At 66.6% G+C, this 14,615-nt stretch carries 12 protein-coding genes; 6 read left to right on the top strand and 6 right to left on the bottom strand.

Going from position 1 to position 14,615, the window contains the following annotated elements; genetic code table 11:
* Nucleotides 1-44 precede the first annotated feature (44 nt).
* Together H261_RS01055 and H261_RS01050 are read left to right on the top strand one after the other, a co-directional pair.
* A complete protein-coding gene (locus H261_RS01055; RefSeq protein WP_008613336.1) occupies nucleotides 45-1,733 on the top strand; it encodes a glycoside hydrolase family 17 protein in 1,689 nt (562 codons plus the stop codon).
* Nucleotides 1,730-2,539: an FkbM family methyltransferase gene (locus H261_RS01050; RefSeq protein ID WP_008613335.1), complete on the top strand. Its 810-nt coding sequence runs from the start codon at nucleotides 1,730-1,732 to the stop codon at nucleotides 2,537-2,539. The genes H261_RS01055 and H261_RS01050 overlap by 4 nt, the downstream gene beginning before the upstream one ends.
* On the opposite strand, the gene H261_RS01045 is transcribed toward H261_RS01050, so the two are convergent.
* The 3 genes from H261_RS01045 to H261_RS01035 form a co-directional block, all read right to left on the bottom strand.
* Nucleotides 2,540-3,331 carry a formylglycine-generating enzyme family protein gene (locus H261_RS01045; protein WP_008613334.1) on the bottom strand — a complete coding sequence of 264 codons (792 nt, stop codon included), beginning with the start codon at nucleotides 3,329-3,331 and terminating at the stop codon, nucleotides 2,540-2,542.
* Between the two features lie 181 nt (nucleotides 3,332-3,512).
* On the bottom strand, nucleotides 3,513-4,478 hold the full coding sequence (gene hemB, locus H261_RS01040) for a porphobilinogen synthase (protein ID WP_152426640.1): 966 nt from the start codon (nucleotides 4,476-4,478) through the stop codon (nucleotides 3,513-3,515).
* A gap of 175 nt (nucleotides 4,479-4,653) precedes the next feature.
* Nucleotides 4,654-5,946 carry an O-acetylhomoserine aminocarboxypropyltransferase/cysteine synthase family protein gene (locus tag H261_RS01035; RefSeq protein WP_008613328.1) on the bottom strand — a complete coding sequence of 431 codons (1,293 nt, stop codon included), beginning with the start codon at nucleotides 5,944-5,946 and terminating at the stop codon, nucleotides 4,654-4,656.
* Nucleotides 5,947-6,098: 152 nt separating this feature from the next.
* Here H261_RS01035 and H261_RS01030 point away from each other — a divergent pair, with 152 nt between their 5' ends.
* Both H261_RS01030 and H261_RS01025 read left to right on the top strand, forming a co-directional pair.
* The gene (locus H261_RS01030; RefSeq protein ID WP_008613326.1) at nucleotides 6,099-7,157 is read left to right on the top strand and encodes an enoyl-CoA hydratase/isomerase family protein; all 1,059 of its coding nucleotides are present in this window, start codon (nucleotides 6,099-6,101) and stop codon (nucleotides 7,155-7,157) included.
* Nucleotides 7,158-7,180: 23 nt separating this feature from the next.
* Nucleotides 7,181-7,384 carry a DUF6898 family protein gene (locus H261_RS01025; protein ID WP_008613323.1) on the top strand — a complete coding sequence of 68 codons (204 nt, stop codon included), beginning with the start codon at nucleotides 7,181-7,183 and terminating at the stop codon, nucleotides 7,382-7,384.
* Nucleotide 7,385: 1 nt separating this feature from the next.
* Here H261_RS01025 and H261_RS01020 read toward each other — a convergent pair whose 3' ends face one another.
* The 3 genes from H261_RS01020 to H261_RS01010 all read right to left on the bottom strand — a co-directional run bounded on the left by H261_RS01020 (nucleotide 7,386) and on the right by H261_RS01010 (nucleotide 11,662).
* Nucleotides 7,386-8,048 (bottom strand): OmpA/MotB family protein, encoded by a 663-nt coding sequence (locus H261_RS01020; protein ID WP_008613321.1) that lies wholly within the window; start codon nucleotides 8,046-8,048, stop codon nucleotides 7,386-7,388.
* Nucleotides 8,049-8,065: 17 nt separating this feature from the next.
* Nucleotides 8,066-8,860 (bottom strand): motility protein A, encoded by a 795-nt coding sequence (locus H261_RS01015; protein ID WP_008613318.1) that lies wholly within the window; start codon nucleotides 8,858-8,860, stop codon nucleotides 8,066-8,068.
* Between the two features lie 90 nt (nucleotides 8,861-8,950).
* Nucleotides 8,951-11,662, bottom strand: coding sequence for a bifunctional acetate--CoA ligase family protein/GNAT family N-acetyltransferase (locus H261_RS01010; protein ID WP_008613317.1), 2,712 nt, complete (start codon nucleotides 11,660-11,662; stop codon nucleotides 8,951-8,953).
* Between the two features lie 211 nt (nucleotides 11,663-11,873).
* Between H261_RS01010 and H261_RS01005 the strand changes: the two genes are divergently transcribed.
* Nucleotides 11,874-13,283, top strand: a complete 1,410-nt coding sequence (locus H261_RS01005) for a bifunctional enoyl-CoA hydratase/phosphate acetyltransferase (protein WP_040475563.1) — start codon at nucleotides 11,874-11,876, stop codon at nucleotides 13,281-13,283.
* A gap of 99 nt (nucleotides 13,284-13,382) precedes the next feature.
* Nucleotides 13,383-14,579, top strand: coding sequence for an acetate/propionate family kinase (locus H261_RS01000; RefSeq protein ID WP_008613313.1), 1,197 nt, complete (start codon nucleotides 13,383-13,385; stop codon nucleotides 14,577-14,579).
* Nucleotides 14,580-14,615: the final 36 nt, after the last annotated feature.

Raw genomic sequence — 14,615 nt, 5'->3', positions numbered from 1 at the left:
ATCCGGAGCGTGGGCGTTCCGCCCGCCAACAGCATGAGTCTTCCATGAACCGTATCCTCGCCGTTCTCGCCGTCCTGGTCCTGGCCAGCCTCAATGCCGCCGGCTGGTGGTGGTTCAACCGGCCGGTGCCGGTGGAACTGTCGTTCGACGAGCCCTTCCCCTCGGTATCCTTCGCGCCGTTTAGGCGCGGCCAGGGACCCATCACCCAGGTCTATCCCACCTCGGAGCAGATCGCCCAGGACATGAAGAGTCTGGTGGGGGTGGCAAAGGGGGTGCGCACCTATACCTCGCGGGAAGGCCTCGACGTGGTGCCGGAACTGGGCCGCAAATACGGCATCGAGGTGACGCATTCGGCGTGGCTGGGCAAGAAGACCGCCATCAACGATGCCGAGGTGGACGCCCTGATCAAGGCGGCCAATTCCTATCCCGACGTGATCAAGCGCGTCATCGTCGGCAACGAGGTGCTGCTGCGCCAGGACTTGCCCCCCGAGCAATTGATTCAGTACATCCGCAAGGTCAAGGCGGCGGTCAGGCAGCCGGTGTCCTATGCCGACGTCTGGGCCTTCTGGCTGAAATATCCGGAGGTGGCCAAGGAGGTGGATTTCCTCACCATCCACATCCTGCCCTATTGGGAGGACGAGCCGGTGGGCGTCGAGGGCGCCGCCCAGCATCTGGTCGCCATCTACCAGCGCATGGCCAGGGAGTTCGGCAAGCCCATCCTGATCGGCGAGGCCGGCTGGCCGACCCGGGGCCGCTCGCGCGGGCCGGCGGTGGCCGACATGGAGAACGCGGCGCGCTTCGTGCGCACGCTGGCCCTGGTCTCCAAGGAAAACGGTTTCGACTATAACGTGGTGGAGGCCTTCGACCAGCCATGGAAGGCTTATCTGGAGGGCACGGTCGGCGCCAAGTGGGGGGTGATCGACGAGAACCGCCGGGTCAAGTACGCCATGTCGGGTCCGGTGGAGCCCAGCCCGTTCTGGGCGCGCCACGCCACGGCCGCGGTGCTGATCGGCTCGGCCCTGTCGCTGGCCTTCCTGGGACGGCGTCCCGAGCGCTACGGCCTCCGGGGCGGCCTGCTGGTGGCGGCGCTGGGGCAGGTGGCCGGGCTGTTCATCGTCTGGCAGGCCGTCAACGCCTTCGCCATGGCCTATGATGGGCTGGAGGACGCCTGGGCCAATGCCCGCATCATCCTGCATACCATCCTGGCCCTGGTGATCGTCCGGGCGGCGGGCGAGGGCTTCGCGCGCGAGCCCAGGCCGTTCCACTGGCCATGGGCCGAGAAGCTGATGCCCATCTACGGCTTCGCCGCCATCGTGGTCGGCGCCACCTTGCTGCTGCACGGCCGTTACCGCGACATTCCCTCCGTCGAGTTCCTGATGCCGTGTTTCGGCCTCTCCCTCTATGCCTTGGGTCGCATGGCGGTGCAGGGCAAGGCCTGGGATGAGGCCTTCGCCGTTGGCCGGCTGTTCGGCGGCGACGGTTTCGGCGCCGCCCGGCGCTTCGCCGCCGGGCTGGCTCTTTCGGCCCTGGCGGCGCCGCTGTCCGAGGCCTGGGCGCTGTCCAGGGGCGACGACTTCATCACCTCGCATCCCCAATGGTCCGACCGTATTCCGTTGCTGGTCCGCGCCCTGTGGGAGAACCACGAGATGGTGGCCTGGGCCGCCATGGTGGCGGTGATGATCCTGCCGTTCTGGGCGGAAATGCGCCTGCGCGCCCGCTTGGGCCGGCCGTGAACGGCGGCGTCCTGGCTCTGCCCCCCTATCTGGGGACGGCCGCCACCCGTTACGGAACCATGCTCTATCCGGTGGGCGATGTCTGGGTGGGGCGTTCCATCGCCGCCTATGGCGAGTATTCCGAGGGCGAAACCGCCCTGTTCCGCCAGTTCGTCCGCCCCGGCGACACGGTGGTGGAAGCCGGGGCCAATATCGGCGGCCTGACCCTGCCCCTGGCCGGGCTGGTGGGGGCGGCCGGGCGGGTGCTGGCCTTCGAGGCGCAGCGCCCCATCCACGCGGTGCTGACCGCCAACCTGTTGCTCAACGGCCTGCAGCAGGTGTGGGCCGAGCGGGTGGCGCTGGGCGCCCAGGCCGGCAGCATCAAGGTTCCCCGCCTCGATCTTTCCCGCGTCGAGAATTTCGGCGGCCTGTCCCTGGGCGGCGAGAACGGCGACGATTGCCCGGTGGCGACGCTCGATTCCTATGGGCTGCCGGCGCTGAAACTGATCAAGATCGACGTGGAGGGGGCGGAATCCGAGGTCATCGACGGTGCCCGCGACACCATTCTCCGCCTGCGCCCCGTCCTTTACGTGGAGAACGACCGCAAGGAGAAGTCGGCGGCGCTGATCAAGCGCATCCTCGATCTGGGCTACCGGCTGTGGTGGCACGTAGTGCCGCTTTTTTCCCCCGGCAACCACCGGGGCAACGCCGGGAACGTATTCGGCAACGTCGCGTCGCTCAACATGGCCTGTTTGCCGCGCGAGAGCGGCATGGCCTTCGGCGACGGCGTCGAAATCCTGTCTCCCGACGCGCCGCCGCCATTCTGATCAGGGCAGGCTCTTGGCCAGCCGGAAGCCGAGATTGGCGTTGTGCAGCGGCTGCTTCAGCGAGGCGCGGTACCAGCTGGTCACCGCCATGGGCAGGTTCAGCGCCGATCCGCCGCGCGTCACGCGGTAGCAGCCGGTTTCCCAGTCCTTGGAGAATTTCTGGTCCTTCAGCCCGGCGATGAACTTTTCCAGGTAGCAGTCGGCGGTCCATTCCCAGACGTTGCCGTGCATGTCGTACAGGCCGAAGGCGTTGGGCTTCAGCTTGCCCACCGGATGGGTGACGTTGCCGGAATTGGCGGTGTACCAGGCGTGCTCGCCCAGCTTCTTCTCGTCCTCGCCGAAGGAATAGCTGGCCGACGAGCCGGCGCGGGCGGCGTATTCCCATTCCTGCTCGGTGGGCAGGCGGTAGGTGTGGCCGGACTTGGCGTTCAGCTTGGCGATGAACTCCTGGATGATCTTCCAGTCCACATGCTCGACGGGATTGTTCGGCGCCTTGGTTCCGCTGGGATTGGAGCCCATCACCGCTTCCCACTCGGCCTGCGTCACCTCGTACTTGCCGATGGCGTAGGGCTTGGCGATGGTGATGCTCGGGCGCTTGGGGGCGTCGGGTTCGGGGTCTTCGTAATCCTTGGGATTGCCGGCGGTGACCGAGCCGGCGGGGATCACCACCATCTCGGGGCAGAAGGGGCAATCCTTGAAGCTCTTGTCCGGGGCGGCGGACTGGGCGGACGCGGCGGGGGGCGCCACGGCCAGGGCCAGCAGCAGGAGGCCGGTGGTGGAGAGTCTGGTCATCGTCTCGATCCTTCCCGCTGCCCGGAAAACCGGGGGTTCAACACATGGGTGATGTGGTGTTTCTTTCGAATGATACGATACCCCGGCGGGAGTGGCTATTGACTTTGGTTAATTACTTTTTATTGGTGTTCAATTGCCGCGAGGCACGGCCTTGCTGGAATGGCGATGCCGCGAAACGGGCTTACTTGGCCAGCAGGCGCGCCGCCTCGGGGGCGGTGTAGGTGAGGATGGCGTCGGCGCCGGCCCGGCGGAAGGCCATCAGGCTTTCCAGCATGACCTTGTCCCAGTCCAGCCAGCCGTTCAGCGCGGCGGCCTTCATCATGGCGTATTCGCCCGACACCTGGTAGGCCAGGGTGGGAACGGCGAAGGCTTCCTTGACCCGGCGCACGATGTCGAGATAGGGCAGGCCGGGCTTGACCATCACCATGTCGGCGCCCTCCGATAGGTCCAGCGCCACTTCGCGCAGCGCCTCGTCGGTGTTGGCCGGGTCCATCTGGTAGGTCTTCTTGTCGCCGCCCTTCAGCGCCGACTTGGAACCCACAGCGTCGCGGAACGGGCCGTAGAAGGCCGAGGCGTACTTGGCGGCGTAGGACAGCAGGCGCACATGGTCGCAATTCGCCTGATCCAGGGCCTCGCGGATGGCCCTGATGCGGCCGTCCATCATGTCCGACGGCGCCGCCACGTCGCAGCCGGCCTCGGCCTGCACCACCGCCTGGCGGCACAGCACCTCGATCGTCGAATCGTTCTGCACGTAGTTGTCGACCACCAGCCCGTCATGGCCGTCGCTGTTGTAGGGGTCGAGCGCCACGTCGCAGATGATGCCCAGCTTGGGCACCGCCTTCTTGACGGCGCGCACCGCCCGGCAGACCAGGTTGTCGGGGTTGACGGCCTCGGCCGCATCGGGAGTCTTCAGCGCGGGATCGACCGAGGGGAACACGGCGATGGCGGGAATGCCGAGATCGGCGGCGCGGCGCGCCTCCTCCGCCAGCAGGTCGATGGACAGGCGCTCGACGCCGGGCATGGAGGCCACCGGCTGGCGCACGCCGCTGCCTTCCACTACGAACAGCGGCCAGATCAGGTCGTCCACCGACAGTTTGGTTTCGGAGATCAGGCGGCGGGACCAGTCGTCGCGGCGGTTGCGGCGCATGCGGGTCAGCGGGAATTGGGCGGCGGGCAGGAAGGACGGCACGGTCCAGGTCTCCAGCAGATGGCGGCAAACGGGGTTTAGCATAATGCCCGCCCGCATGCCAGTGAACAATGGTCCATGAAAGGAAAGAGCCGGCCCCTCGCGGAGCCGGCCCCCATTTCGCGTGGAAACGGCCTCAGGCGGCGTCGAGAGCCTGGCGGAGGTCGGCCAGGATGTCGTCGATATGCTCGATGCCGATGGACAGCCGCACATAGCCCGGGGTGACGCCCGAGGCCAGCTGGTCGTCGGCCGACAACTGCGAGTGAGTGGTGCTGGCCGGGTGGATGGCCAGGGTGCGGGCGTCGCCGATATTGGCCACATGGTAGATCATCTTCAGCGCGTCGATGAAGCGGCGGCCGGCCTCGGCTCCGCCCTTCAGCTCGAAGCCCAGCAGGCCGCCATAGCCGCCCTTGAGCACCGCATCGGCGCGGCGGCGGTACTCGCCGGCCTGGAGCGACGGATGGATGACGTGGGCCACCTTGTGATGCTTGGCGATGAATTCGGCCACCGCGTTGGCATTGCGGCAATGCTCGCGCATGCGCAGCGGCAGGGTCTCCATGCCCTGCAGCGCCTGGAAGGCGTTGAACGGGCTGATGGCGGCGCCGATGTCGCGCAGCAGGGTGACGCGGGCGCGGATGATGTAGGCGATGGGGCCCAGCGGCTTGACCGCCTGAGTCCACACGGCGCCGTGATAGCTGGGATCAGGCTCGTTCAAGAGCGGGAAGCGCTTGGCGTGCTTCTCCCAGTCGAAGGTGCCGCCATCGACGATGGCGCCGCCGATGGAGGTGCCGTGGCCGCCGATATACTTGGTGCAGGAATAGACCACGATGTGGGCGCCCAGACTGAGCGGCTTGGCGATCACCGGCGAGGCGGTATTGTCGACGATCAGCGGCACGCCCACCTGATTGGCCAGCTTGGCCACCTCATTGATGGGGAACACCTGCAGCTTGGGGTTGGGCAGGGTCTCGGCGTACCAGGCCCGCGTCTTGTCGTCGGTGGCGCGGACGAAGGCTTCCGGGTCGGCGGGATCGACGAAGCGGGCCTCGATGCCCATCTGCTTGAAGGTGTTGGCGAACAGGTTCCAGGTGCCGCCGTAGAGGTCGGTGGAGGTGACGAAGTTGTCACCGGCCTGGGCAAGGTTCAGAATGGCGAAGGTCGAGGCCGCCTGGCCCGACGACAGCGCCAGCGCCGCGATGCCGCCCTCCAGGGCGGCCAGGCGCTGTTCCAGCACGTCGGTGGTCGGGTTCATCAGGCGGGTGTAGATGTTGCCCAGTTCCTTCAGCGCGAACAGGTTGGCGGCGTGCTCGGTGTCGCGGAACTGGTACGAGGTGGTCTGGTAGATGGGAACCGCGACGGCACCGGTGGTAGGATCGGCGCGGTAGCCGGCATGGAGAACGATCGTCTCGGGATTGGCGCTGGTGACGGTCATGGGCGTCGGATTCCTGTCTTCGTCCGCATGGGCGGGGTGGCGTGAAATTCAGCCCGCAAGGGTCGGCAAGGACGCCGCCTTTGGCAATGGGAAAAATCATGCCGGCCGCCCGGCGGCCGCACATTAGGTTTGATGACTATTAGGGGGGATGGATGGACGGGGAAACGGTGGTCACCCGGGATGGGCGCCTGGGGCGCATCCGGCTCAACCGGCCCAAGGTGCTGAACGCCCTGTCTGCGGCGCAGTACCACGACATCACCCGCTGTCTGGCCGGGTGGGAGGACGATCCCGAGATCGGCGTAGTCCTGATCGAGGGGGAGGGCGAGCGGGCCTTCTGCGCCGGCGGCGACATCCGCATGGTGTGGGATGCGGCCAGACGCGGTAACCACGGCTTCAACCGCGACGTCTTCCGCACGGAATACCGGCTGAACCGCCGCATCCACCGCTACCCCAAGCCCTATGTCTCGCTGCTGGACGGCATCTGCATGGGCGGCGGGGCGGGGCTGTCGGTCAACGGGGATTTCCGCATCGCCACCGAACGTACCCGCTTCGCCATGCCGGAGACCGGCATCGGCTTCTTTCCCGACGTGGGTGCCACCCATTTCCTCAACCGCTGCCCCGGCCATGTGGGGCTTTACCTCGGCCTGACCGGCCGCCAGCTGGGGCCGGCCGATTGCCTGTGGGCGGGGATCGCCACCCATTTCGTTCCGGCGGACCGGCTGGGCGAGCTGCGTCTCGCCCTGGCCGGGGCCGCCCTGGCCGCCGATTCCGGCGAGGCGGTGGCGAGCGTTCTGGCGCGGTTCCACGAGGAGCCGGGCGATGGGCCGCTGCTCCGCCAGCTGGATGGGCTGGAGCGCTGCTTCGCCCATCGCCGCCTGGGCGACGTGGTCGAGGAACTGCGCCTGGACGGAGGGCAATGGGCCTGGGATACCCTGGCCGAGCTGTCGGGCCGCGCCCCGTTCAGCCTGGCGGTGACCAACCGGCAATTGCGCGAGGGGCGGGGACTGGATTTCGACGAGGCCCTAAGGCGCGAGTTCCGCCTCGCCTGGCATTTTTTGCAGGGACAGGATTTTCTTGAGGGAATTCGTGCCCAAGTCGTAGATAAGGATCGCCGGCCGGCCTGGACTCCCTCCAGCCTGGCCGAGGTGGACGAATTGGCGGTGGCGGCCTATTTCCAGCCGCTGGGCGACAATGAACTGCCGTTGCCGTAAGTGGCGGCCGTAAGGGTTTGGGGATGAAACCGGATATCAACGCGGCCGAGGTCTTGTTCGAGTTCATCCGCCTTGGCAACGCCGTCAAGGTGACGGCCTTTCACGTCCCGACCCTGACCGAGATCTCCATCGTCGGCGCCCGGGGGGCCAGCGAGGCCCATCTGAAGCTGCTGGGCCTCAAGCGGCTGGAATACGTGCTGGCCAAGCAGCGGCGCGGCGAATTGTGAGTTACCGCGGGTAGATGTGGATCTCGACCCGGCGGTTGATGGCCTGGTTTTCCGGGTAGGCCTTGCCGGTTTCGCTGCGGTTGGGAACGCGCGGCGCGTTGTCGGCCAGGGCGGAAATCTTCATGCGCCCGGTGGGGATGCCCAACTCGTTCATCAGCTTCAGGGTCGACAGGGCGCGGGCCGAGGACAGGTCCCAGTTGCTGGCGAATTGCGGCGTGCGGATCGGCGTGTCGTCGGTGTGGCCCTGGATTTCCACCTGGTAGTTCTTGAAGCGCTCCTGCTTCAAGGTGCCGGTGATCTCCTTCATCAGCGGCATGATCTCGGGGCGCACGTCGGCCGAGCCGGGCTTGAACATGGTGCCGCTGGCCAGGTTGAGGACGATGCCCTTGTCGTCCTTGCCCACGTCCACGGTGTCCTCGACGCCGGCTCCGGTCACCTGACCCAGCAGTTCCGAGCGCATGTCCTGCAAGGGCGTGGTCACCTCGCGGTAGCCGATGTCCTTGGCCATGCCCTGGGACACCTGCTCGTACTTGTTCTTGTCGATGGTCGACATGGACACCAGGACGATGAAGAAAGCCATCAAAAGGGTGATCATGTCGGCGTAGGACAGCAGCCAGTCCTCGGCCGCCTCCTTGTTTTCCTTATGGAACTTGCTCTTGCTCATGGCCCAGGGCCTCCCGGCTACTTCTTCGGCGCCTTGTCGATGTCGAAGTGGATGGCGGGGTCGAGATAGGAGTTCATGGCATCCTGGATGAAGCGGGGGCTGCGCCGCTCGGCCAGCATGACCAGTCCTTCCGCCACCAGCATGTTGCGGAAGCGGATGATGGATTCGCGCTGGTGGGCCTTTTCCGCCGCCGGCATGAGGACCAGGCGGGCGAACAGCACGCCGTAGAGGGTTCCCAGCAGGCCCACCGCCATGCCGGGACCCAGCTTGGCCGGGTCGTCCATGTTGTCGAGCATGACCACGAGGCCGACCAGGGTGGCCATCATGCCGAAGGCCGGGGCGTTGCTGGCCATGTATTTGAGGATTTCCACCGAGACGGTATGGCGCTGGAAGGCGGTTTCCACCTGATTGTCCAGCATGTGGCGCACTTCCTCGCCGGTATAGCCCGAGACCACCAAGCCGACCCCATAGGCCAGGAAGGCGTCCTGGCTCTTCAGGCTCTTCACGTCGGATTCCAGGGCCTGGATGCCGCTCTTCTGCAGCAGGTAGCCCCAGCGGATGACGCGGGCCACCTCGTTGGTCAGCATGCCGCGCGCCATCTTGGGCGAGAAGAAGATCGCCTTGATGTTGCCCAGCGCCTGCTTGACGTAGCGCATCTCGAAGCCCACATGCGCGGCGGCCAGGGTGCCGCCCACCACCATGAGCAGGCCGGACAGGTGCAGGAAGATCTTGAAATTGGTCGTCAGTTCGATGATCGAGACGATGATCAGCAGCAGGCTCAGCGAAAAACCGATGACCGTTGACAGCGACATGACGGCAAGATCCCCAAACGCCTCAATTCCCCCGCCGCATCTTGCGGCAACTTGACTGTCCCGGCAACAGCTTAGGCCTATGCCGGCCGGTTAGTCGGTCGGGTCGGGGCCGAGTTCGTGTTCCTTCTGCAGTTCCAGTTCCACCTCGACGATGTCGCCGTCGATGGTGCGGATGGGCAGGAAGCCCAGGTGCTGGACGAAGGCCAGCATGCGCGGGTTGTCCTTCAGCACCTGGCCGACGATGGTCCGGGTGCCGCGCGAGCGGCAATACTCGATCATCTTGACCAGCAGGCGCTTGCCCAGGCCCGAGCCCTTGAGGTCCGAGCGCACCACGATGGCGAATTCGGCGGCGTCGTTGTCGGGGTCGGTGACGGTGCGCACCACGCCCAGCGTCTCCTTGCCGCCTCCTTCCTTCTCGATCTCGCCGATGAAGGCCATCTCGCGGGCGTAGTCGATCTGGGTCAGGCGGGCCATTTCCGAATGGGGCAGTTCGTGCACCAGGCCGAAGAAGCGGAAGCGGATGTCCTCGGGTGTCAGCTTGGACACCAGGATGTGATGGTTGGGCTCATCCTCGGGCCGGATGGGGCGCAGCAGGGTCTTGCGCCCGTCGGTCATGGTGAACCATTCCTCCAGCTCCTTGGGGTAGGGGCGGATGGCCAGATGCTCGGTGCCGGGCTTGGCCGGCGCCACCACCATGCGGGCATCGAGTGCCAGCACGCCCTGGGAATCGGCGAACAGCGGATTGATGTCCAGCTCGACGATCTCGGGGAAATCGACCACCAACTGGGACAGCTGCACCAGGGCCAGCTGGATGGCTTCCTTGTTGGCGGGCGGGCGGCCGCGATATCCTTCCAGCAGGCGGGCCACCCGGGTGCGCGAGATCAGCTCGGCCGCCAGGTTCATGTTGAGCGGCGGCAGGGCCATGGCCCGGTCGGCGATGACCTCGACGGCGATGCCGCCCTGGCCGAACATGATCACCGGTCCGAACACCGGGTCGGTGGCGACGCCGCAGATCAGCTCCTGGGCGCCGGGGCGGCGCGCCATGCTCTGGACGGTGAAGCCGTCGATGCGGGCCTCGGGGTAGACCGCCTTGACCCGCTCCAGCATGGCATGGGCGGCCTTTTCCACCTCGAAGGCGCCCTGCAGGTTGAGCATGACGCCGCCCACGTCGGATTTGTGCAAGATGTCGGGCGACAGAATCTTCAGCGCCACCGATTCCTTCATGGCCATGGCGATCTTGCCGGCCAGCGAGGGGCTGCGCGCCACATGGGTCTCGACGGTGGGAATGCCGTAGGCTTCCAGCACCGCCTTGGCCTCGGGCTCGTTGAGGGTGCCGCCGCCCTTGGCCAAGGCTTCGTCGATCAGGAAGCGGGCGCGGCGCGTGTCGGGCACGAAGTCGGTCGGCGCCGAAGCCGGGACTTCCATCAGCAATTCCTGGTTCCTGCGGTATTGCAGCAGGTGCATGAAGGCCTGGATGGCGGCGCGCGGCGTGTCGTAGGTGGGGATGCCGGCGCCGCTGAACAGGTGGCGGCCCCGGGCCACCGCCTCGTTGCCCACCCAGCAGGTCATGACGTTGGCGCGCGGCCGGTCCTTGGCGGTCTTGATGATGGCGGCCGCCACGTCGGTGGGGTCCGAGACGGCGGAGGGGGCGAGCATCACCAGCACGGCATCCACCGCCTTGCTTTCCGACAGGATGTTCAGCGTCTTGACGTAGCGTTCGCCGTCGGCGTCGGCGGAGATGTCAACCGGGTTGCCCTGGGACCAGCCGGGGGGCAGCACCGCCTTCAGCTTGTCGATGACCTCGTCGGGCAGCTGGGCCAGTTCGCCGCCCATCTCGGCCAGGTCGTCGGCGGCGATCACCCCGATGCCGCCGCCATTGGTCAGGATGGCCAGCCGCCGGCCCTTCATGGGTTTGGAGCGGGCCAGGGTCTCCACCGCGCCGAAGATCTCCTCGATGTCCTGGACGCGCAGCATGCCGGCGCGGCGCATGGCGGCGTCGAACACCAGATCCGAGCCGGCCAGCGCCCCGGTGTGCGAGGCCGCCGCCCGGGCGCCTTCCCGCGAGCGCCCGGCCTTGATGGCCAACACCGGCTTGTTGCGCGACGCGGCGCGGGCCGCCGACATGAAATTGCGGCGCTCGTGGATGGATTCCATGTAGATCAGGATGGCGCGCGTGCCGGGATCGCTGCCCAGGTAGTCGAGCACGTCGCCGAAATCCACGCCCTCGGTGTCGCCCAGATGGATGAAGTGGGAAAAGCCGATCTCGCGGGCTCGCGCCCAGTCCAGCACCGCCGTGCACAGGGCTCCCGACTGGGAGACGAAGGCCAGCTTGCCGGGCAGGACGTTCTCGTGGGACGAACTGGCGTTGAGTCCGATGCCCGGCACCAGGATGCCCATGGAATTGGGACCCAGCAGCCGCATACCGTGCTGGCGCGCCACCGCCAGGGAGAGTTCGAGCATGGTGGCGCCGCCGGCGTCCTGCTCGAGATGCAGCCCGCTGGTCATGATGCAGGCCGCCTTGGTGCCGCGCTCGCCCAGGGTGCGGAGAATGCCGGGAATGGTCGAGGGCGGCGTGCAGATCAGCGCCAGGTCGGGCGCCTTGGGCAGGCAGGCCACGTCGGGATAGGCCAGGACGCCGCCCACCGAGGCATGCTCGGAGGTCACCGGCATCACCGGTCCGGCGAATTCGCCCTTCAGCAGGTTGCGCATCACCACCGATCCGATGCTCTTCGGCTTGATGGAGGCGCCGACCACGGCGATGGATTGGGGACGGAACAGGGACTTGAGGTTGCGCGTGCTCATGGGAATCCCGATATGGCGGTGAATATCCGACGCAGACGGGAGATTAGTCCTCTTCCATGGTGCGCCGCAACATCTTGTAAGGGCTGTTGCGCATATCCCCCAAATCCATCCGGTCTTGACCTTAGTCATCAAGCGGTCATTGTGCGGCGCGGCGGATCGGGACTATAATTCCGCGCTGCAACAATATTTCGTCGGTATTAGGGGGTCGGGCATGGTTGAGATGATGGAGAACCGCACGTTCGCCGAGATCAAGGTCGGCGACACGGCAAGCCTGACGCGCACCTGTTCCATGAAGGACGTGGAGCTGTTCGGTGTGGCCACCGGCGATCTCAACCCCACCCACTACAGCGTGGAAAGCGCCGAGAAGTTCGCCAATCACCGCAAGGTGGTGGCCCATTCCATGTGGGGCGGCTCGCTGCTGTCGGCGCTGCTGGGCAACGAACTGCCGGGGCCGGGCACCGTCTACCGCAGCCAGAATCTGGCGTTCTCCGGCGCCGTCGAGGTGGGCGACACCCTGACCGTCAGCGTTCGGGTGGTGGAGAAGATCGCTCCGCTCGACATCGTGCTCGACTGCATGGGTGTCAACCAGCGGGGCGAGACGGTCTTCAGCGGCCAGGCCCGCGTCGCCGCCCCCACCGAGAAGCTGGTGCTGCCCCGCCTGGAACTCAACGAAGTATCGCTGCGTCGCCGTCATCACGTGTTCGAGGATATCATCGCCCGCTGCGCGGTGTTGGCGCCCATCTCGGTGGCGGTGTGCCACCCCTGCGATCAGGTGTCGTTGGAAGGCCCCGTGGAGGCGGCCAAGCTCGGCCTGATCGACCCGATCCTCATCGGGCCGGAGGCCAAGATCCGCTCGGTGGCCAAGGAGTTCAACCTGGACATCGCCGGCCTGCGCATCGTCGATACCCAGCATTCCCACGAATCCGCCGAGAAGGCGGTGGCCATGTGCCGCTCGGGCGAGGCCGAGGCCCTGATGAAGGGGTCCTTGCACACCGACGAGATGATGCACGAGGTGGCGTCCCGGGATAAGGGCCTGCGCACCGCCCGGCGCATCAGCCACGTCTTCGTCATGGACGTGCCCACCTATCCCCGCACCCTGCTGATCACCGATGCGGCCATCAACATTTACCCGACGCTCGAAGACAAGGCCGACATCCTGCAGAATTCCATCGAGCTGGCGCACGTGCTGGGCGTCGAGTTGCCCAAGGTGGCCATCCTGTCGGCGGTGGAGACGGTGTATCCCAAGATCAACTCGACCATCGAGGCGGCGGCGCTCTGCAAGATGGCCGATCGTGGCCAGATCACCGGCGCCCTGCTGGACGGCCCGCTGGCCTTCGACAACGCCATCAGCGAGGAAGCGGCCAAGATCAAGAAGATCAACTCGGCCGTCGCCGGGCGCGCCGACATCCTGCTGGTGCCCGACCTGGAGGCCGGCAACATGCTGGCCAAGCAGCTGTCCTATCTGGCCGACGCCGATGCCGCCGGCATCGTGTTGGGCGCCCGGGTGCCCATCGTGCTGACCAGCCGCGCCGACAGCGCCAAGGCCCGCCTGGCGTCGTGCGCCGTCGCCGTGCTGTTCGCCCACGCGCGGCGCGCCAAGGGCGGTGTCGCCGCTCAGTAATAAAAGCCCCTCGCCGGGCGGGCGCCTCCGCGCCCTTGGCCGCCGCCGCAATGGCGGCTGGAATCGGTGAGCCGGTCACAACGGAATCGAGGATTTTTCATGCGTGAAGGCATCCTGGTCATCAATGCCGGCTCGTCCAGCATCAAGTTCTCGCTTTACGTCTCCAACGGCGACGATTCGCCGCTGCTGTCGTCCAAGGGTCAGGTGGAGGGCATCAACGTCGCCCCCCATTTCATCGCCAAGTCGCCCGACGGAGCGGTGCTGGCCGAGGACCGCTGGCCGGACGAGCCCGGTCTCAGCCACGAGGCGCTGTTCAAGCACATGATCGGCTGGATCGAGTCCCATCTGGACGGCGCCGAGTTGAAGGTGGCCGGCCACCGCGTCGTCCATGGCGGCTCGCAATATTCCCACCCCATGCTGATCAACGACGACCTGATGGTCGAGCTGGAGCAGTTGGTTCCCCTGGCACCCCTGCACCAGCCCCACAATCTGGCGCCCATCCGCGCCCTGGCCAAGGTCCATCCCGGCCTGCCGCAGGTGGCGTGCTTCGACACCGCCTTCCATCGCTCCAATCCCTGGGTGTCCCAGACCTTCGCCCTACCGCGCGCCCTGACCGGCGAAGGCGTCAAGCGCTACGGCTTCCACGGCCTGTCCTACGAATACATCTCGCGCCGGCTGGCCAAGCTGGCCCCGGCCCAGGCGCGCGGCCGGGTGGCGGTGGCCCATCTGGGCTCCGGCGCCTCCATGTGCGCCATCAAGGGCGGCAAGAGCGTGGCGTCCACCATGGGCTTCACCGCCCTGGACGGTCTGCCCATGGGGACCCGCACCGGCACGCTGGACGCCGGCGTAGTGCTCTATCTGCTGCAGCAGAAGGGCATGACCGCCAAGGAAATCGAGACCCTGCTGTACAAGCAGTCGGGCCTGCTGGGTGTGTCGGGGCTCAACAACGACATGCGGGTGCTGCTGGAAAGCTCCGAGCCCCATGCCGCCGAGGCGGTCGAGCTGTTCACCTACCGCATCGCCCGCGAGCTGGGCTCGCTGGCCGCCGCCATGGGCGGTCTGGACGCCCTGGTGTTCACCGCCGGCATCGGCGAGCACTCGCCGCCGGTGCGCGCCAGGGTCTGCCATCTGTCGGAATGGCTGGGAATCCGCCTGGACGAGGCCGCCAACGCCGACGGCGATGCCGAGTTGATCAGCGCGCTGGACAGCAAGGTGGCGGTCTGGGTGATTCCCACCGACGAGGAAATGATGATCGCCGAGCATACCCGCGAGGTGCTGTGGAGCTTGCGCGACTAGGTCGAAGCCACTACATATGGTATGGCTATTGTGCTT

Source organism: Paramagnetospirillum caucaseum, assembly GCF_000342045.1.
GTDB lineage: Bacteria > Pseudomonadota > Alphaproteobacteria > Rhodospirillales > Magnetospirillaceae > Phaeospirillum > Phaeospirillum caucaseum.
This window is presented reverse-complemented; position numbering and strand designations above follow the sequence as displayed.